This window comes from Corynebacterium sp. 5QC2CO (genome assembly GCF_024580435.1).
GTDB lineage: Bacteria > Actinomycetota > Actinomycetes > Mycobacteriales > Mycobacteriaceae > Corynebacterium > Corynebacterium jeikeium_D.
Genome location: NZ_JANIKI010000008.1, coordinates 81,371 through 101,508 on the forward strand (window position 1 = coordinate 81,371; position 20,138 = coordinate 101,508).

Here is a 20,138-nt window from a genome sequence, read left to right on the forward strand (position 1 = left end):
GTAATCATTGAAAACCTGTACTGTCTTTGATTTTGAAAAGAAAGTCAGAATTTTCCAGGTCTGCGCTCTTCTAGACCAGCCAGCTGTAGCGGGCGGCATCCATGTTGGAGGTGATGACATCGCCATCGACGAGGTAGCCGGCGGCAACGGGGCGACGGTCGATGGTCGCAAGAACCTCGTCCAGCTCGGGCTTGGGGAAGTATGTGAAGTGGCCATCGGAAAGTGGTGCGAACACTGTATTGCTCCTTTGGTTCTTTGCTTGGGGTTAACACGGAAAGGCTAGCGGCCGAGAGAAAAACATGAGGGCTTCCTCACGAACTGTGATGTCGAGTATTGTCAACTGGTTTTGAAAAGTAAAGGAAGTGGCGAGGTGATGTTAAACACATCTTTAGCCATAACTGTGCAGACATAAGGGGCTGCTTCATTTTGAGTGTTCGAGGGAATCGTGTTCAATCCGGGGGATTGTCTACAATCTGGACTCATGGCTAACTCCTCCTTCGTGCACCTCCACAATCACACCGAGTACTCGATGCTCGACGGCATGGCGAAGATCGACTTGCTTGCCGACGAGGTTGCGCGACAGGGAATGCCTGCGGTCGGTGTCACCGACCACGGCAATATGTTTGGCTCGAATGCGTTCTATCGGCAGATGAAGTCCAAGGGCATCAAGCCGATCATCGGCATTGAGGCCTATATGGCGCCGGAGAGTCGTTTTAATAAAAAGCGCATTCAGTGGGGTGAACCGCATCAGCGTCGAGATGACGTCTCTGGTCGCGGTTCCTACTTGCACCAGACCATGTTGGCAGCGAATGCGCAGGGTCTGCGGAACCTGTTCTACCTGTCGTCGATGGCGTCGTATGAGGGGCAAATCAGTAAGTACCCGCGTATGGATGCCGAGTTGGTGGCGGAACGCGCCGAGGGCATTATCGCGACCACTGGGTGCCCGTCGGGTGATGTGCAGACGCGTCTGCGTCTGGGCCAGTTCGACGAGGCTCTGCAGGCTGCCGGTATGTGGCAGGACATCTACGGCAAGGAAAACTACTTCCTTGAGCTAATGGATCACGGGCTGGATATTGAGACCCGTGTGCGCAGTGAGCTACTGGAGATTGGCCGGAAGCTGAACTTGCCGCCGCTGGTTACGAATGACTGCCACTACGTCACCCGTGACCAGGCCAAGGCTCACGAGGCCATGCTCTGTGTGCAGACGGGTAAGACGCTCAATGACCCGGACCGTTTTAAGTTCGACGGTGACGGCTACTTTATTAAGTCCGCCGAAGAAATGCGTGCGACTTGGGATCATCTAGTCCCGGGTGCCTGCGATAACACACTGCTCATCGCGGAGCGCGTTGAGGACTACGACGAGCTGTGGGAGGAGCACCCGCACGACCGCATGCCGAAGGCGGACGTTCCGGAGGGGGAGACGCCGACGACATGGCTGCATCACAACGTGATGGAGGGGCTGCGCAAGCGCTTTGAGGGGCGCGAGGTGCCGGAGGAGTACATCCGGCGCGCGGAGTATGAAATCGAGGTTATTGACGGTAAGGGCTACCCGTCGTACTTCCTTATCGTGGCGGAGCTGATTCGCCATGCCCGTGAGGTGGGCATCAAGGTCGGTCCGGGGCGTGGATCCGCTGCCGGTTCCTTGGTTGCTTACGCGACGTGGATCACCAATATTGACCCGATTGAGCACGGTCTTCTCTTCGAGCGATTCCTGAACCCAGAGCGTCCGTCCGCGCCGGATATCGATATCGACTTCGACGATCGCCGCCGCGATGAGATGATTCGCTACGCCGCCGATCGCTGGGGCGAAGACAAGGTGGCGCAGGTGGTCACCTTCGGTACGGTGAAGACCAAGCAGGCTCTGAAGGACTCGGCGCGTGTGCAGTTCGGTCAGCCGGGTTACCAGATTGCAGACCGCATTACTAAGGCGTTGCCACCTGCGATTATGGCTAAGGACATTCCGCTGAGCGGCATCGTCGACCCGGAGCATCCACGCTACGGCGAGGCCGCCGAGGTCCGACAGCTTATTGAAACCGACCCGGATGTGGCTCGAATTTACGAGACGGCTCGTGGTCTCGAAGGCGTCGTTAGGCAGACAGGCGTGCACGCCTGTGCCGTGGTGATGGCGTCGGTGCCACTCTTGGATCACATCCCGATGTGGAAGCGACAGGCTGACGGCGCGATCATCACTGGTTGGGACTATCCGGCGTGTGAGGCCATCGGTCTGTTGAAGATGGACTTCCTGGGTCTTCGAAACCTGACGGTTATCGGTGACTGTATTGAGCACATCAAGTCCAACCGAGGCGAGACAGTTCTGCTCGATGAGCTTCAGACCGATGATCCGAAGGTCTACGAGCTCCTGTCGCGCGGTGACACCCTCGGTGTGTTCCAGCTCGATGGTGGCGGCATGCGTGAGCTGCTTAAGCGCATGCAGCCAACGGGCTTCGACGACATCGTGGCTTCGCTGGCGCTGTACCGTCCGGGACCGATGGGTGTGAACGCGCACTTTGACTACGCGGATATTAAGAATGGGCGCAAGCCCTACAACGCCATCCACGCGGAACTGGATGAGCAGCTGAAGGAAATCCTGGAAGAAACACACGGCCTGATCGTGTACCAGGAGCAGATCATGAAGATCTCGCAGAAGCTGGCGAATTACACCGCGGGCCAAGCAGATGGTTTCCGTAAGGCCATGGGTAAGAAGAAGCCCGAGGTACTGGCCAAGGAGTTCGTGAACTTCGAAGGCGGCATGTTGGAAAATGGTTTCTCCAAGGATGCTGTCCAGAAGCTGTGGGATATTATTCTGCCCTTCGCCTCGTACGCGTTTAACAAGTCCCACGCGGCGGGCTATGGCCTAGTGTCCTACTGGACCGCGTATCTGAAGGCCAACTACACCGCTGAGTACATGGCGGCGCTGTTGACCTCGGTGGCGGATGATAAGAACAAGCTGGCTATTTATCTGTCGGACTGTCGACACCTTGGCATTAAGGTGCTGCCGCCGGATGTCAATGAGTCGGGTATGGATTTCGAGCCGGTCGGTGAAGATATTCGCTTCGGCCTCGGCGCTATCCGTAACGTCGGCCATGATGTGGTCGCGTCGATTGTGAAGACGCGCGAGGAGAAGGGCAAGTTCACGTCGTTCTCGGACTATTTGGACAAGATTGAGACGCTGCCGTGTAACAAGCGCATCACTGAGTCGCTGATTAAGGCCGGCGCTTTCGACTCGCTTGGGCACCCACGAAAGGGCCTTGCGCTCATTCACGAAGAAGCCATTGACTCGGTGCTGTCGACCAAGAAGGCTGCAGACAAGGGACAGTTCGACCTGTTTGCGGGCTTCGGTGGGGAAGAGGACACAGGTTCTGAGAGCATCTTTGAAATCCGTGTGCCGGATGAAAACTGGGATCGCAAGCACGAGCTGACCCTGGAACGAGAAATGCTGGGGCTCTATGTCTCCGGTCATCCACTCGATGGGTTCGAAGAATCGCTGGCCGCGCAGACCGATACCGCTTTGACCACGGTCGTCGGTGGGGAAGTCGCCAACAACACTGAAATCACTATTGGTGGCATTGTCTCCAGTGTTGACCGTCGCGTGAATAAGAACGGTCAGCCCTGGGCGATTATTGGCATTGAGGACCACAACGGCGCGCGCGTGGAAGTCATGGCTTTTGCGAGAACCTACGCAATGATTGCCACCAGCATTGCTGAAGACGCCATTGTGCTTATTCGTGCTCGCGTTCAGTACCGCGATGACCGCATGAGTGTGGTCTGTGATGACCTGAAGCTGCCGGATCTTGGCCGTAATGGCTCCACTTCGGCGCCGCTGCGTCTGACCATGCGCACTGATCAGTGCACTCCGGAGATGATTGCCAAGCTGAAGTCAGTACTGTTGGACAATCCCGGCGACTCGGACGTTTACCTCAAGCTTGTCGACGGCGATTCCCACACCACTTTGGTTCTCGGCGAGCACTTGCGGGTCGACCGGGACGCCAGCTTGATTGGTGATCTGAAGGCGACGATTGGGGCCAGCATTTTGGGGTAGCTTATCGTGGCCCTGATTGTCGCAACCGGTTGTATGACCGAGTAGAGTCATAGCTCATGAGTGAGAATTCTGTGCCTGCTTCCCAGACCGAACGCCGACTTGTCCACGCGGCCGATATTCAGATTGCGCAGGCACGAATTTCTTCGGTTATTGCGGCCACTCCGCTGCAGTTCAGCCCACGTCTTTCCGAAATCACCGGCGCTAAGGTATTCCTCAAGCGGGAAGACCTCCAGGACGTGCGCTCGTACAAGATTCGCGGTGCCTACAACGCCATGGTTCAGGTCACCGACGAAGAGCGAGCAGCAGGCGTCGTTGCGGCATCTGCAGGAAACCACGCTCAAGGCGTGGCATATGCCTGTCGTCAGCTGGGTATTAAGGGGCGCATCTATGTGCCCAATGCCACGCCGAAGCAGAAGCGCGACCGTATCGCTTACCACGGCCGCGATGCCGTTGAGATTGTCGTTGTCGGGGACTCCTTCGATGAGGCCGCCGCTGCGGCGCGTGCTGACGCACAGCGCACTGGTGCCACCATGGTGGAGCCATTCGACTCCTTCAACACCATCGTCGGACAAGGCACTGTCGCAGCTGAAATTATTGCGCAGCTCTCCGGTCAGGGGTTGACTCTGGATACCATCTGCGTACCGGTCGGTGGCGGTGGTCTGCTCAGCGGTGTCACCTCTTACCTGTCGGATATGTCGCCGAACACCCAGGTCATGGGTGTGGAACCTGCGGGTGCGGCCTGCATGCGCGCAGCCCTGGAGAACAATGGCCCGATCACGTTGGGGCACACCGATCCGTTCGTCGATGGCGCCGCGGTGGCCCGTTTCGGTGACCTGCCATGGCACATCCTGGAGGCCAACCGCAACCGCGTTCATCCGATGATTGCGCCGGAGGGCGCGGTCTGTGAGGCGCAGCTGGATCTCTATCAGAACGAAGGGATTATCGCTGAGCCGGCCGGTGCGCTGTCTGTGGCAGCTCTGGAGCAGATGCAGTTTGAACCGGACGAGGTTGTTGTCTGCATCATCTCGGGCGGTAATAACGACGTGCTGCGCTATGCCGAGATCATGGAGCGCTCGCTGGTCTACCGCGGCCTCAAGCACTACTTCCTGGTCAACTTCCCGCAGAAGCCCGGCCAGCTCCGCATGTTCCTCAGCGATGTTCTCGGCCCGGATGACGACATCTCGCAGTTCGAGTACCTCAAGCGCAACAACCGCGAAACTGGCGCGGCTCTTGTCGGTATTGAGCTACGTCGTGCCTCTGACCTCGAGGAATTGCTGGCACGCATGGATGCCTCGCCGCTGAAGTGCCGCCGACTGGTACCCGGCACACCAGAGTATGACTTTTTGACCTAGACTTGCTGGGTCCAGCTGGGAAACCTCCGAGGAAGTCCTCCCAGCTCCGTTAATTAAATGAATCTTTTCGAGCAAGCTTTGTAGCGAAGGGGAGCGTCCACCCACTATGACTGGGGCAAGCAGTGTCGACCAGGGTGTCCGAGTGGAAAATACCGTGATTGTCGAAATGTGGCTGGCTGCCGCAGAGCAGGACCTGGCCACCCGGATTCCGGGTCTGCTGGAATCCGCCACACAGGCCAAAGTTGAGCCACTGTTTGTCTGGTCAGGGCTGGCGATGGACGAGGTTGAGCGTATCGACCGCTTCCTGGGAACGCTCCTGGCCCATCATCTGGCGGGTGGTACTGCTGCCGATATTGAAGCTGCGAAGAGTGTCGTTGACAATCACCCGCTGGTCACCCTTGCCTCGCTGGTAGGACGCGCCGCGCGTGTTGCGTCGGCAAGCGAAATGTGGCTGGACTGGCCAGCCGCTCTGCAGCTGGATCCAGACGCTGACACTACCGGCGCGCTCATCGAGCACCTCGCCGCCGCAGTGCCGACAATGCTGGCCAATGCTGGTTTGCCTAACGACGTCGACAGCAACCAAGCCGACGCGGATCCGCTGCAGCGGGCAGCGCAGGTGCTTCTGCTGCACGCGGGTGTGCAGCTATCAGTGATGCCACTGATTATCGAGCGCTGCGAGGAACTTGCTGGGGTAGCGGAGCTATCCGACCCTTCATCAAATGACTTGGTACAGGCGCTCTCGAAGGTTCATCCGCTGCTCGAGGAGCTGCTGACCGAAATCGCAGAGGCGGAAGATGGTGTCTACCCGCTGGCGCTGCGGCAGTTGGCCAGGACGGCACCTCGTCAGGCACACAAGTTGTTTAAGGCAACCCTCGGCTACGCCATTGCCACCGCCGCCGATCCGGCCAACTGGGAAGCTCGGGAAGAGCTGGGCCAGCTTGATGCGGGCCTTCCGCCCATGCTGGTGGCCGCTGCGCGTGAAGAGCTGCGTATGCGTCCGGCGGGTACTGCGAATCGTCGTGAAGCGGTGGGCGTGGTGGCAACGACCGGCCGCCCGCAGCTGTACTTCGATGAGCTGACGCAGACCGTTGGCGTACAGCTACCGACGCCGCTGGATCCGGCGGGACGGACCTGGCGTGTCACCTTCGGCGGCACGGTAGCAACGACGCCGGTGGTGGGCCTGCAGGATTCGCTGCCGCGTCCAGTGGTGACCATCGATGAGCCGGTGCGCGATGTGCTGGTGGAAATCGGCGATGAGAAGCACTGGCGAGTCCCTGCGATTAGCACTGACGACCCGATTCTCATTTTCGGTGCCGACGGTCAGTCAGTCACAGACAAGGTCTCGCTACACTCGACGTCCGCTACGGTGGTCTACCCGGTTGACGCCACGCTCGTTGACCCCGTCACGGGTGCTGAGGTGCCATTGCTATCGGACCCGCGCCCATTTAACTGGGAGTTGTGGCAAGTCGCTGAGATCGATCTTCGCGATGTTCATGCAGTTCAGGTTCGTCGGTCCGGGGCGGCGGGCGAGGTTCGGTCAGCGTCACCGCAGCGTCAACCGCGAATGACCATGCCCCACGCGCGTCTCGACGGCACGGTGTCTGCCTACGGCACCCCGGTTTACGCCGGTGGTCCGGTCGCTGTGTTCCCGCCGACGCTGTCCGGTAAGGACGAGTCCTGGCGCGCTATCGTCACCGATTTTGGCGGCTATGGTGCGTTTACCACGGATTCCGTCATGGTCTATGACCTCGAGGTACCCGCCGCAGGTGGCGAGGTTGAGATTCTTACCGATGACGATTATCCGTGGGTCGGCGAGTTCGTGGTTCGCCTGGTCAATCCGCGTGGGCGCAGCTTCCAGAAGCATTTCGCCATTGCGGAGCAGGCAGACCTCACGATCACTTACAGCGGTGGTGGCGACGGCTTCCGCATCCCAACCATCGACGGTCTGAGCCCCGCTGACATCCGCGTTGTCTCCGGCGACAAGCCGCTTGACGCCGAGCCCGCTATCGTGCGCCTCGGGGCGGACGAAGTCACAGGTACCGTAGAGCTTTCCACCGACGAGGGCGCATGGCTGCAGATGCAGGTCACGCCAGGCACGCTGCAGTTTGAGGTTCCGCTTGCCGACGAATCCGTCGCCCGCCGCACCACTACATTGGTCACCCGTCCGAAGCGTGTCGATGCCTTCGGCAAGATTGTCGTCAATGCCCCGGGCGAGTTGCGCCATGCGCATGTTGCAGTTTCCAGCGGTGAGCGCGACATCTGTCGCGTCCCCATCAAGCGATTCGGCGATACTGGCTACGCGGAGTTCGGCAAGTTTGCAGACCGTATCTCCCTGCTGAAGGCCCTGCGCATCAGTTTGGACTGGACACGTGTGACGGGACGGAAGCGCCTGTCTGTACCACTGGTGGAGGCTTCCTCCCGCGATGCCATCCGCCAGATTGCCTTCAACGATGAAGCCACTGACATCATCGAGGTTGATGTCTCTGACGATGTTTCGCACTTGCCGATGACCCTGTGGCTCTGGGCCGCCGGTCAGCCGTGGCGCGAACCCGTCGCCCTGGAAGTCGTGGAGGGGGAATGCGAGCTTCCCGACGAGCTCCGCGGTCTTGGCCCATTTGTCGCGCAGGTGACTCTCGGTGTGGAGAAGGAACGCCACCCGCAGTGGCCGGCGGCCGGGTCGACCATTCTGCATCATGTCGATGATGCTGAGGCCGTTGACCTCGATGGTGAGGACACCGATCCCGTTGCTCGCGCGCAGGAACTGTGGGGCGAGCTAAATCAGGATCAGCTCGCACGTTTGTGGACGCTACTGGCAACCTTGCGGGCTGGTCGTGCAACCGACATGGCGCAGGCGAATCCGCTGCTGGCCGCACCTAGGTTGGGTGCGATCTTGTGTGCTGAACCACGCGCCGGTCTGGCAGCGTTGAACCGCTCAGTCATCGCGCTCGACGATCAGCCGGGTATGTTTATCGCCTCCGGGCTCGTGCTGGGAGACTTCAGCGCTACTAAGCCAGTGCCGGGGCGTCGCCGTGTGCCGTGGCTCGGTGCATTGGCAGCATTGGCGGATCTCACTGATGAGAGCGTGGACCGTTCTCGTCAGCTGGATTACCTGCGCACAACTGGTGGCCAGGGACTGCTGGACATTGCTGCCAGCGGCCAGGACACCACTCTGGAGTCCGCCACTATCGACCAGAGCTCGGTGCAGATTACCTCGCTGCCGGAAGCGCAGGCCAGCGCTATTTTGTCGCAGGTCTTTGATCCTTACCGCATGGTTCCGGGTCCGCTGACCGACGATGACGCTCGCTTCACCGCAATCTACGAAGTGGTACGCAATCGTGCTGAGATTGTGGAATCCGGTGTGATGACCCAGCTTGCCGCTGCCTCTCGGGTGTTGTTTAAGACGGTGTCGAAGGCATCTCCACGACTGCGCAAGGCGGTCAATGTGCGCTTCCACAAGCTCGACGGCATCGATGCGGATGATCCTTCGCTGCACTGGACTCTGGTGCCGGGAACGTCACTGCTTATTGCAGTGGCCGCCCGCGTATTGGCTCGTACTCAGGCTGAGAACTCTGATGCCAGTGTCGCCGCTGTCCGTGAGCTGATTCCGATGTGGGCTCAGCTGGCGGACCTGGTTCCGACGTTGGTGATGAGCGATATTCTCATCGCAGACGCGTTGGTGGCTCACGTCCTCCACGGTGATGTCACCGAGCTGCCGTGGCCAGCACCCGGGTCGGGTGCGGCGGATGAGGAAGAGCCCGGCACCGAGGCTGAAAGTCCGGCTGACTAGCTGAGCGAGACGACAGCGTAGCCCCACGCTGGAAGCGAGATTTCGGGACCAGCAGCTTCGTCATTGACGATGCTGGCTGCTGCGTCTTCAAAAGTGTGCAGCAGGTGGGCGGAACCGAACTCGGAATCCAGGCTGACGCTGGTTTCGGCGTCGGAGAAATTCGCCACCAAAGCGACAGTTTCAAAGGCATCCGAGTTTCGGGCACCCATTTCGCGCTCATCCTGGCTGCGCACAACGACGAGGCAACGATTGTCCTCGTCATACTCAGTCACTACAGATGCCGACCACGGAGTGCGAAGCGACGGGTGAGACTTCCGTAGCGCGAAGAGATCGCGGTAGGCGGCCAGAATAGTGGCGTGCGAGCCCTCCGAGACCTCCAGCCAATTGAGCTTCGAGCGGTGGAAGGTCTCTGGATCCGATGGGTCGGATACCTCCTTCGGATCCCACCCGGCACGGGCAAACTCACGAAGGCGGCCCTCGCGCGTGAGCCGCTGCAGCTCCGGATCTTCATGGGAACAGAAGAAAGCAAACGGGGTAGAGGCGCCCCATTCCTCACCTTGGAAGAGCATCGGGGTGAAGGGACTGCAGGCGATAACTGCTGCCTTTAAAACCTGCTGCGCCGGGGTGAGGTTCATCGACGGACGGTCGCCGACAGCGCGATTACCCGTTTGATCATGTGTGGTCGTGTACGTTACGAAAGCATGCATGGGCTGTACAGACAGGTCAAAGAGGCGACCGTGAGTACGACCACGGAACGTCGACATTGTGCCCGTATGCCAGAAGCCGGTTTCCAAAGCACTAGCTAGTGCTTCCACCGACCCAAAGTCTGAGTAGTAGGCGTGGTCCTCGCCAGAGACCAGCGTGTGCAGTGCATGGTGGACGTCATCATCCCACTGAGCGTTGAGGCCAAAGCCACCGGCAGCGCGCGGGCGGACCAAACGCGGATCATTCTGGTCGGACTCTGCGATCAAAGAACGCGGAATACCAGTCTCGGCTGCGACAGTGTCTGCGACAACCTGCATCTGCTCCAGAATGTGGAATGCCCCCTCGTCATGCAGGGCATGGACTGCATCCAGACGCAGGCCATCGACGTGGTAATCCACCAGCCATTGGCGCACTGCATCCAAAATATACGCGCGCACCTCATCAGAGTTGTCGCCAGTGAGATTGACAACCTCACCCCAACCCGTCGAACCACCAGCGGTGTAGGGGCCGAAAAATCCCACATAGTTGCCGTCTGGGCCAAAGTGGTTAAAGACCACATCCAAGATGACAGCCAAACCCTTTCGGTGGCACGTATCAACCAGCTTCTGTAGACCCCGCGGGCCGCCGTAGCCCTCGTGCACGCTGTGCCAGGACACACCGTCATAGCCCCAATTACGGTCACCGCCGAAAGGCTGCACTGGCATCAGCTCAATGTGTGTTACCCCCAGCTCAATCAGGTGGTCTAGATGTTCCACCAAACCTTCGAAATCACCAGAATCGCTGAAGGTGCCCACATGCAGCTCATAAATCAGACCGCCTGGCAGAATCCGGCCCGACCAGGCCGAGTCCTTCCACTTATAGGCACCCAGGTCAACGACCTCGGAGAAACCATGCGGACCATCCGGCTGCGACTGGGAACGCGGGTCTGGCAGCGGTATTGTCCAGTCACCGACAGCGGGGGAGGAGCCGTCCCCCGATTCGTCGTCAGGCGCGCCGTATCCCGCATGTGCCCGCAGCGAAAAGGCGTAGCGATCCCCCGGTGTGCGAGCCACATCAGCTTCAAACCAACCAGAGTTGGCACCGTAGCCATCGGTGGCGTCAGCGATTGGATGCATATCAAAAATCGCCGGCGCGTCAGGATTGCCCAACAGCAGACGGACTTCGGAAGCGTACGGGGCCCAGACTCGGTAGTTGCTCATGGGCACCATGGTAGGTCAGTCAGCGGATTGGCACAGGGAAACTTTTTCGGTCACCGCTGATTTGAGGTGAGTCCAAGGTGAGGTCGAGATAGTAGCGAGCGACAGTGATTGGGTGTGCACGAAGCCCATACGCAACAATGGACACTATGACCACCGAGCCATCTACTTCGATCGAAGCGACGCAGAATCAGCGTGACATCGAGCTGATTGTCCCCGCCGACGGTGACATCGTCACGAATGAAATCGAGATTAAGAAATCTCGCTTCATTACGTGGATCGCGCGCGCCGACGACGAAGACAGTGCCCGAGAGGTCATCAATTTGGCCAAGGCGGAGTACCCGGATGCTCGCCACCACTGCAGCGCATACATTCATGAGGTTGTCGGAGGGAATCGGGTGGAGCGATCTTCAGATGACGGTGAACCTGGTGGCACGGCAGGGCGCCCGATGCTCGATGTGCTCCAGGGCTCTGGAATGACGAATGTCACCGCCGTAGTGATCCGCTATTTTGGCGGCATCAAATTGGGCACGGGTGGGCTTGTGAGGGCCTATTCGGATTCGGTCTCAGAGTGTCTAGAAAAAGTCACGCGCATGCGACGCGTGCAAAGAGCCTTGAGGGTAGTGAGTGTCTCCGCCGCAGATGCCGGTCGCATAGAAGCGGAATTGCGTGCTCGTGGCTATGAGATCGTGGAAACGAGGTGGGGTCAGAACGTGGAGTTTTCCATCGCGGTGACTGCCGATGGGATTGCCCAGCTTGACGGCGAAATGCAGGCGCTGACTAAGGGAGCTAGCGATCCGTCTACGGACGGTGGCGAAATCTGGTGGGAGCTGCGCGACTAACAGCCACTAACCCTGGCTCGGGGATTCCTCGCCGTTGTGTGCACCGCGATGGCGCTTGAGAATTTCCACCAGTCCGTCCTTATTTTCCGCAATCTTTTCCGGCCGACCGAAAACGCAGACTGCCGCGACAGTAGCACCGTCTTCCTCCACTGCGATAGAGACACCGTCAACGCCACCGCCCTCAGCAATTCCCGGGGCAGCACAGACGCCGGTCTCTGCGATTTCCCCGGCCTGGCGGAGGAAATCATCCACATAGACCTGGTCTTCCGGCCGCGCGGAGTTCAGGTAGGACCACAGTTCGCGCTTTTCAAACCGACTCATCAAAACCCAACCTGCAGAGGTGCGCAGCAGCGAGCGCGGCAGGAAGTTCTCCGTCAGGTACTGGTAGCGCATGGATTCACCGACGGTTTTGAGGTAGAAAAGCTTGCCACCAACCGGAAGTGCCAGCACGGTAATCAAGCCAGTTTCGTTGTGAATCGCCTCGAGCTCAGCCGTCGGAACGTTGACCATGCGACGACCGGCCATGACATTGAGCAGAAACGGCGCCATGCCGAGCGTGTAACGCTTGTTGGACTCGTCAAGGTAACCTGTCACAGTCAGACCGTTGACAAGGCCCTGCGTGGTACTGAGCGGATAGTTCAGCGTGTGGGCGATGTCAGTGAGGGTTAGACCTTCGTTAGAGCGCGCAACGAGCTCGAGGATCGCCGCAACGCGGTCGACCATGCGGTGGCGGGGGCGGACAGTTTCTGTCATATGACTAACACTAGCAATCAACCTACGCCATTGTGTTAATTACCTACCCAAATAGGAATATCTAGCAGGTTTGCTATGTCTGTAGAAATTTTCCCCGAATTGTACGCCCTATCGACCTATGCGATGCGGCAGAGAGACCAGAACGCTCTAATATGTACTCCATGAGCTATCTTCAGCCCCAACCTCAGAACCCCATTGAGCTCCGTAAGAACGCGGTGCGAAAGTACTCCCGCAATGCCGTTGTGTGGGCAGGCAGCGGTGTCGTCGGCGGTGCAGTGCTCGGACTTCTAGCCGGAAGCATGTCCCTATTCCTCATCCTGGCAGTCGTCGGCCTGGTCGGTGGTTTTCTCAATTGGCAAAAGGTTCAGCGGATTGTGAACTACAAGGATCCGCAGTAAATGCCTGCTCAGCAGCAATTGTCTACCGAGCCAGTGCGTATTGATGCCTGGATTTGGGCGGTCAGGTTGCTGAAAACTCGCTCATTGGCCGCAGATGCGTGCCGTGGCGGCCACGTCAAAGTCAACGGCGAAGCCGTGAAACCCTCAGTTCTAGTCGTCCCAGGGGACAGAGTGCGACTGTGGGCAAACCACCGCGAACACATTGTTGAGGTCACCAAGACGGTGAAGAAGCGGGTCGGAGCACCGGTGGCCAGGCAGTGCTATATTGACCACTCTCCGCCGCCGCCTCCGAGGGAGATTCTCGCATCGATGCCGATGCGCGACCGCGGTGCCGGGCGGCCTACGAAGCGCGATCGCCGTCAGCTCGATCGTCTTCGGGGACGTCGCTCATAGGCATCCCGGCCTCCGCTAGTTGCTGCAGTCGTGCGCGCAAACGAGCTGGTCGACGCTTCGGGTTATGGCTGGTATCCGCAGTGGCCTTAATGTGCTTGTCGCCGCGAGCCGCCAGTAGTAGGTCATCGATAACACGCACATGGCCTGGGTTAAAGCGGTACTTCATGGCCTTGCTTACCGCGCTGAGGCGCTGCGGATTAAGCAGCTCTCGCAGCTGCCCGACAGTGCGAATGCCATTGCGCTCCAGCAGTTCTTCCGCCCAGCCGTAATGCTCTGATTTCGAGCGGGGTGCATCTGGAAGCAGCATCGTCAGCACGCCGGGTAGGGTTTCCTCAGTCACCACAATGTCATCGGCTGTGGTCTTTGCCGGAGTTGAGGGCTGTTTGCCCTCTCCCTGCGCGGAATCGTCCGGCGTAGATTCCTCCAGCACGGCAACGACTTGGTCGAACTGCTGATCCGCGAGCTCAATAAGACCAGCGGCCAGCGCAAAAGCTCGATCAATCCGCGGGTCTGTCGCTCCCTCAGGGGCCTTGTAGCGAATATCGTGCTCAAATTCCGCCCACGCATGCTGCAGCACAGTGCGCAGTTGCACCTCAAACTGCATATCCGCATAGGGAGCTAGCTCTGACGGCGCCGCCGTCGACACCTTGCAGATCAAGTGCTGGGAGCCGTATCCCAACCGGCCGCTGATTCGTGTCTCCGCGGTTTTGTCAATTGTGCGCAGCACAGTCAGCGAATCTCCCAGCGCATCCATAATCGCGGGAATCTCCGTCGAATGGTACGTGGTTACACGCACACCGATGATGTCGTGGATATCGTGCCACGGGTCAGGGTAGACATAGCTGCCGTCCGCTTCACGACGCAGGGCCTTCTGCCGCAATGAGCGGAAAGACTTCACCCGCGCCGTGACATTGTCAAAGGCCAAACCGGCATCGGAGAGAATCTCTTTAATCGCATCGACAAAGTCCTGCGCGGCGGTGGGGTGCCGAGTTGCCCACGAGTCGTACTTCGACTGCAGCGCACGTGTAACCTCTCGATCCTCCGCCAACTGAGCCTTGCGGGTCTGGTCGCGGGAATCGTCGGCAAGCGAATCCTTCATGCGCTTAGTCGTCATCGTCCTCGCGTACCAGCAGTGCTACTGGGAAGGAGCTGAACAGAGAAGCCACGGCGATGGTGCCCGACCAGGTATGGCCGGTGAAACGGTCGGTCCAGAATCCCTTGGGAAGTGTCACTGTAGTGTCGCCCCAACCGCCTTCGCGCTGCAGCCCCAGCGGACGGCGCGTCACCAGCGCGATAACATCTTCCGGCTCGCCCTTCGGTCCACGTGCTGCACCGACCAGATGGCGCTCGCCCACACCGACGGCGAATACTGGCTGGTAGGCGCCGCCGACGAAGGACTCCGGGCGCTCCGCACGCAGCTTCACGCCGTGGTGAGTCACCATCAGCTTTGCGACGTCCGCATCGGCATCCGTAAAGTTCTCCGGCAGCTCAGCTGGGTGCTCTGGACTCTTAGTCACCGACGTGACCTCATCGCGGGCAACCTTATCCAGCGCAGCAACGCGCGCATCGTAGTCGACGAAGCGGCGGTTGTCGGGATCAACCAGGGAGTCCTCCGTGAACTCCGTCCCCTGGTAGGTATCGGGGATGCCGGGGCCGACGAGCTGGAGGAGCTTGCGCGACAGAGACGTGGTCAGGGCAGCTGGCGCAATGGAGCGGACGAACTCTGTGATGGAGTCGGTCAGGGGGCCGTCGAGAAGCGCGTCGATCCAGCTGCGGATGCCGAGTTCGAACTCCTCGACCGGCTCCGTCCAGGAGGTGTGCACATCTGCCTCGCGGATGGCCTTGATGGCGTAGTCGTGGAGGCGTTCGCGCAGTTCATCGGTAATTACGCCGTCGGTTGGCCAGACTCCGATGATATTCTGCAGCAGGAAGTAGCCGGTGGCATCGTCCGGGGCGGGGGTGATGGCCATCCAGTTGCGGACATTTTCGGCCCAGTCGCCGGAGACATCGGAGAGCTGGAGAATGCGGGCGCGGACATCTTCGCCGCGCTTGGTGTCGTGCGTGGACAGCGTGGTCATGGTTCGTGGCCAGAGGCGAGCACGTTCCGACTGCAACAGGTGGAACTCCGCCGCCGACATGCCGTAGCGACCGAGATCACCGCCGACTTCGTTCAGGCTGATCAGGCGGCAGGCGCGGTAGAAGGTGGTGTCTTCGACTCCCTTTGCCATGACCGCACCACAGACCTGCGCGAACCGCGTGGCGGCCTCACCACCGGCTACCAAACCTGCCGAAATGAGGTCGAGAGCAAAGACACGCGAGGGGAAACGCGCTGCCATTTCACCAATGACCGTGGAAGCCACTCGTGACAGGGAGACATAGTCGGAACGGTAGACGGGCATGGCAGCGACTAGCTTACAGATGGTGTCGATGAGCACGTCATCGCTGACGCTGGTACCGCTGATAGACCAGTTATCGCGGCGCAGGGCACGCGCTAGACGACGGACCTCCGCAGCCAGCTCGTGAGCAGCGACATCGTGCTTGAGAGCCTGCGCAGTTGCCTGCACGGCAGTCTTGTCCCAGGTTGAACCGGACTGCTGCAGAGCCAACATGCTCATGGCGTCTCGGGAGTCGCGGTTGACGAAGACATTGTCGAACTCACGCAGGGCGTCGTAACCCGTGGTGCCGTCAACCTGGAGCCTCGGATCCAGTGGTTCTTCGGCACCCAGAATCTTCTCGATAACCAGCCACTTGTCGTCGCCGAGTAGACGACGCAGCTCACTGAGGTATCCGAATGGGTTGCTGAGTCCATCCGGGTGGTCAATGCGGACACCGTCAATGATGTCCGCAGCCAGCAGCTCGCGGATGATGCGGTGTGTGTGCTCGAATACCACCGGGTTTTCCTGGCGGATGCCGGCCAGACCGTTGACGCTGAAGAATCGACGGTAGCCAATGACCCCGTCCTTCCAGTACATCAGGCGATAGGCCTGGCGATCATGTACTTCCTGCGGGGTGCCGTCCTCGGTGCCGGGGCGCACTGGGAATGTGTTGTCGTAGTAGCGCAGAAGTGGCTCGTCGCCAGAGGTGTCGAGCTCCAGCTTGTCGATATCCTCCGGGGAGCCCAGAATTGGCAACCCCATCTTGCCGTTGGCACCGTTGTCCTCGTGCCAGTCGATGTCGAAGTATGGCTCGAACTGGGAATCCTTGCCATAGGTCAGAACGTCCCACCACCATGCATTGAGCTTGGGCTCCTCAACACCGAGGTGGTTCGGTACCAGGTCGATAATGATGCCCAGACCGGCCTTGTGCGCCACCTGCGCGAGCTTCTGCAGCTCTTCCATGCCGCCGAGCTCCGGGTTTACCGTCGTCGGATCGATGACATCGTAGCCATGGTTCGAGTCCGGTACGGCGGTGAGGATAGGCGACAGATACAGGTGTGAAATTCCGAGGTCTGCCAAGTAGCCGACCTGTTCAGCCGCGTCAGCGAACGTGAAAGCGCGCCCGTTTGGGTCGGCCTTGGGGCCACGGAGTTGGAGACGGTAGGTGGACGTAATTGGTCGGCGACTCATGTTCCCCTTTATACCGCCCACCAGGAAAAGCTGCTGCCTGACCGCTGCAGCAGCAGCTAGCCCCAGAGTCTGCGCCCGCCGTCCGAATGCGAATTTCTTTTCGTGAACGTTGCCTAGAAGGGTGGCATTCCGTCATCGCCGGGCAGGGAAGTAGAACCGAACAACGGAACCGACTCACTGGAGTTGTCCCCGGCGCTGGCGCTAGGTGTCCCGTCCGCAGTGTCTCCTGCTTCGGACGCTCCATCCTCTTCCGGATTCAGCCCGAGTGCGGTGAAGAGCTCCTTCTCAGTCCAAATCTGGATCTCCTGGCCTTCGGCCTGCAGCTGTCGAGCCCTCTTCTCCTTCGACGTCACCGAATCCCACGGACCGGCGACCAAAATGGTCGTCTTCTTCGTGACACCCTTATTGATACTCGCACCTGCAAAGGCGATCTTATCCCACAGAAAACCCTTGTCATACGGGGCAAAATCGCCGGTCAGTGTCACCCGCTGCTGGTACAGCAGGCCGCTTGGATCCGCGTCCGGATTCGGGTCTGGAATGGTGTCCGGTGTCTTTGCCGCATCCCATTTCGCATTGCGACGCGGCCGACGTGACGGCGCGGAACTGCCGAACTGCGCACCAGCACCAGTTCTCGCGTTGGTCCCGGCACCAGTGCTGGCGACACCAGACGGATCGTAGCGCACCATCCGCACTCGTCCACTGCCAATCTGGCCCAAGCTCAGCGAGACCTTCTGACTCAAATCCTTAACAGAGGTCGCACGCTGCTGCTCCATCAACCACAGCGCCACCTCAGCACACGCGACCGCATCCGCCGTCGCATCATGATGATTCTCCAGCGACGTTCCCGCGGCCTCCGCCAATGTTGGCAGCTTCAAATTGGGCAGGCCCAACTGCATCTGACGAGCCCACATGTAGGTACACGCAAAATTCAACTTCGGTGCCGCGACGCCCTCAGCCCGGCACGCCCGCGACAGAGCCGTGAAATCAAACCGCGCATTGTGAGCAACTACGTCCAAATCCCCGACGACGTCAACAAACTTCGCCAGCTGCTCCGGAAATGACGGCTCACCGGCCACATCTGCCGCCGTGATGCCATGAATCGCGACATTGGCTTCATCAAAATACTCCAACCCCTTTGGCGGACGGCACATCCAGGAATAACGCTCCGTCACCTTCCCGCCACGCACGACCGCAACGCCAAGCTGAATAATCGAACCGGTGTCTTCGTTCGCTGTCTCTACATCGAACGCCGCAAACGGTGCGATGTCCGACACCGCAACCTCATCCCCCGAAGGAAGCGGCGCAAAAGGCACAGAGTGCTTTACGACGTCGCCCGCGCCCTCGACCACACTCACGCCTTCGGTGACCGCCGCGCGCTGTGCCACCCACGGCATCAACGTGGAAGTAAAAGCATCAGCTGAGCTGTAGAACTCCGGATTCTTGGCCATCTCCGCCATGAGGTCTGCCAGCAACTGCGCTGCTGCTTGGCGATGAGACATCACACGAGCTTTTGGCAAAGCTGCTCCGAGGTCTACCGTGCCGGGGAAGAAGCGGTTGGCCGGAGTGTAGACACCGTTTTTACTTGCTGATGCGACCTCGGCAGCGTCGGCAAGCGGGAGGGGCTTCGCGGGGGCGGTGCTAGCCGTGTTGATGGTGTGGGTAAGGCGGAGCCCATCTGCGGTAATAGTCACCGTGTCGCCGGTGAGCTCGAAGACGACGGCGGGCTCGGAGGATGGCGTGGTCGTAGTCATGCACTAGATGGTAGCGCCGATGGCGGATTGAGCCTCATAGAGGCTGCGGTACCTGCGGTTCTCGCCGAGTACATGTGGCTTCCGGCAATGTGGAAATGTCCACAGAAATAGGAATATTTATGGAGCGTTCGGACAGTGGGGGTGCCTGTACCCCTGAAAACCACATGTTTTGGGGGGGTTAAATGTCCGGATGCATTTTGAGCGGGCGCTCCTTATACTTTTCGACGAACGGCGGTAACTGGTCGTTCGAGCTTTCGAGCTCAAGCGTAGGGCAAAGCGGAAACAACGTATGCCAGTGAAGCGATGAAATAAGGAGTAAACATTTTGAGCACGCATCCTGTGCACCCTGGTTCTATCTTGAACGATAATTTCCTCGAGCCGCGACACCTCTCTATCTACCGACTGGCTCTTGCCATCGGCGTGCCAAGCTCAACTCTGGAGCGCTTTCGCACCGGCCGTACTGCGGTCACTACTGACCTCGCAAATCGACTGTCCGACTACTTTGACACCGAGCCGGAGTACTGGTTGAACTCTCAGGCGGAGTTCAATATGCGCGCATCTGCGTAAGAAGACTTCACGCCAGCTCGGCTCCCGCGGTGCTGTGTTGACCCAATGCGAGTTACTGACTGCGTTTATGTCAAAAATGGCCCGGTAGGTTCATGCGGTGAATGCATCACCACTTTCGACCAGGAGAAGTAGTGAAGCAAACCCGCCGAACGAAATACAGTGCCATCAAACCCACCGCGCTTCAACACATCGCCAACGGAGCATCAGCAAGCGCGGTTGGGCGCGATTTAGCGATTCCCTCACCAACTGTCAGGCGGTGGGCGCGACAAGCCGGAATTGCGATTCAGCACCAGTCGCACTACCCGAAGGTCTCGATGATGGATAAGCATCGCATGATCTACGAGATGCTTATCGCCGGCGAATATAGCGTTGCCCAGATTGCCGCACAGGCCGGGGTGTGCACATCCACGGTGTATAACCGGCGGGCTAGTTTAACCACTATGAATACCCGCAGCCGGTTAACACCCGGTGATGTATCCCGTGTTGGTACTGGTCAGCGGCTAGGGCTGGCCGAACGCTTAGTCATTGCCGATTATCTGCGGGCAGGTCATTCGCACCGGCGTATCGCCCAGGTGGTTTGTCGTAGTCAATCCACCGTCAGCCGTGAAATCGCGCGCAACAGCGTCGATGGTATCTACGATGCTTATCACGCTGATCAGGCAAGCCGCGGGCGTCTTGCTCGTCCTAAGCTGCGCAAACTCGATGGTAATCGGTTCTTACGCGCCCAGGTTGTCGATCTGCTCAACCGTGGTGCCTCACCGCGTCAGGCCAGTGACAGGTTGGCTGCAC

14 protein-coding genes are annotated in these 20,138 nt (G+C 59.4%); 8 read left to right on the plus strand and 6 right to left on the minus strand.

What is annotated here, in order from left to right:
• Window positions 1–70: 70 nt before the first annotated feature.
• Window positions 71–235: a hypothetical protein gene (locus NQ014_RS07980; RefSeq protein ID WP_005510327.1), complete on the minus strand. Its 165-nt coding sequence runs from the start codon at window positions 233–235 to the stop codon at window positions 71–73.
• 246 nt (window positions 236–481) lie between these two features.
• Between NQ014_RS07980 and dnaE the strand changes: the two genes are divergently transcribed.
• The 3 genes from dnaE to NQ014_RS07995 all read left to right on the plus strand — a co-directional run bounded on the left by dnaE (window position 482) and on the right by NQ014_RS07995 (window position 9,178).
• Complete coding sequence (gene dnaE, locus NQ014_RS07985; protein WP_257074663.1) at window positions 482–4,039, plus strand: DNA polymerase III subunit alpha; 3,558 nt, start codon at window positions 482–484, stop codon at window positions 4,037–4,039.
• 56 nt (window positions 4,040–4,095) lie between these two features.
• A complete protein-coding gene (gene ilvA / locus NQ014_RS07990; RefSeq protein WP_049190440.1) occupies window positions 4,096–5,391 on the plus strand; it encodes a threonine ammonia-lyase IlvA in 1,296 nt (431 codons plus the stop codon).
• 106 nt (window positions 5,392–5,497) lie between these two features.
• Window positions 5,498–9,178, plus strand: a complete 3,681-nt coding sequence (locus tag NQ014_RS07995; RefSeq protein WP_257074664.1) for a hypothetical protein — start codon at window positions 5,498–5,500, stop codon at window positions 9,176–9,178.
• Here NQ014_RS07995 and treZ read toward each other — a convergent pair.
• Entirely contained in the window at window positions 9,175–11,091 is a 1,917-nt protein-coding gene (treZ, locus tag NQ014_RS08000; RefSeq protein ID WP_257074665.1) for a malto-oligosyltrehalose trehalohydrolase, read from the minus strand. The two genes, NQ014_RS07995 and treZ, sit on opposite strands and share 4 nt — an antisense overlap.
• A 128-nt stretch (window positions 11,092–11,219) precedes the next feature.
• On the opposite strand from treZ, the gene NQ014_RS08005 reads away from it, so the two are divergent.
• Window positions 11,220–11,921 (plus strand): YigZ family protein, encoded by a 702-nt coding sequence (locus NQ014_RS08005; protein WP_373467714.1) that lies wholly within the window; start codon window positions 11,220–11,222, stop codon window positions 11,919–11,921.
• 6 nt (window positions 11,922–11,927) lie between these two features.
• On the opposite strand, the gene NQ014_RS08010 is transcribed toward NQ014_RS08005, so the two are convergent.
• The gene (locus NQ014_RS08010; RefSeq protein ID WP_257074671.1) at window positions 11,928–12,674 is read right to left on the minus strand and encodes a helix-turn-helix domain-containing protein; all 747 of its coding nucleotides are present in this window, start codon (window positions 12,672–12,674) and stop codon (window positions 11,928–11,930) included.
• Window positions 12,675–12,826: 152 nt separating this feature from the next.
• Here NQ014_RS08010 and NQ014_RS08015 point away from each other — a divergent pair, with 152 nt between their 5' ends.
• Complete coding sequence (locus NQ014_RS08015) at window positions 12,827–13,072, plus strand: hypothetical protein (protein WP_005510313.1); 246 nt, start codon at window positions 12,827–12,829, stop codon at window positions 13,070–13,072.
• Complete coding sequence (locus tag NQ014_RS08020) at window positions 13,073–13,465, plus strand: RNA-binding S4 domain-containing protein (protein ID WP_016422972.1); 393 nt, start codon at window positions 13,073–13,075, stop codon at window positions 13,463–13,465.
• Here NQ014_RS08020 and NQ014_RS08025 read toward each other — a convergent pair.
• The 3 genes from NQ014_RS08025 to NQ014_RS08035 form a co-directional block, all read right to left on the minus strand.
• Window positions 13,413–14,579, minus strand: coding sequence for a GTP pyrophosphokinase family protein (locus tag NQ014_RS08025; RefSeq protein WP_257074673.1), 1,167 nt, complete (start codon window positions 14,577–14,579; stop codon window positions 13,413–13,415). The genes NQ014_RS08020 and NQ014_RS08025 overlap by 53 nt on opposite strands.
• Complete coding sequence (treY, locus tag NQ014_RS08030) at window positions 14,569–17,031, minus strand: malto-oligosyltrehalose synthase (protein ID WP_257074674.1); 2,463 nt, start codon at window positions 17,029–17,031, stop codon at window positions 14,569–14,571. The genes NQ014_RS08025 and treY overlap by 11 nt, the downstream gene beginning before the upstream one ends.
• Window positions 17,032–17,144: 113 nt before the next feature.
• Window positions 17,145–18,782 carry an exonuclease domain-containing protein gene (locus NQ014_RS08035; protein ID WP_257074676.1) on the minus strand — a complete coding sequence of 546 codons (1,638 nt, stop codon included), beginning with the start codon at window positions 18,780–18,782 and terminating at the stop codon, window positions 17,145–17,147.
• Between the two features lie 324 nt (window positions 18,783–19,106).
• On the opposite strand from NQ014_RS08035, the gene NQ014_RS08040 reads away from it, so the two are divergent.
• Together NQ014_RS08040 and NQ014_RS10985 are read left to right on the plus strand one after the other, a co-directional pair.
• Window positions 19,107–19,349 (plus strand): HigA family addiction module antitoxin, encoded by a 243-nt coding sequence (locus NQ014_RS08040; RefSeq protein WP_005510305.1) that lies wholly within the window; start codon window positions 19,107–19,109, stop codon window positions 19,347–19,349.
• A gap of 131 nt (window positions 19,350–19,480) precedes the next feature.
• The coding region (locus NQ014_RS10985; protein WP_257074679.1) for a helix-turn-helix domain-containing protein at window positions 19,481–20,138 on the plus strand (658 nt) is incomplete at its 3' end.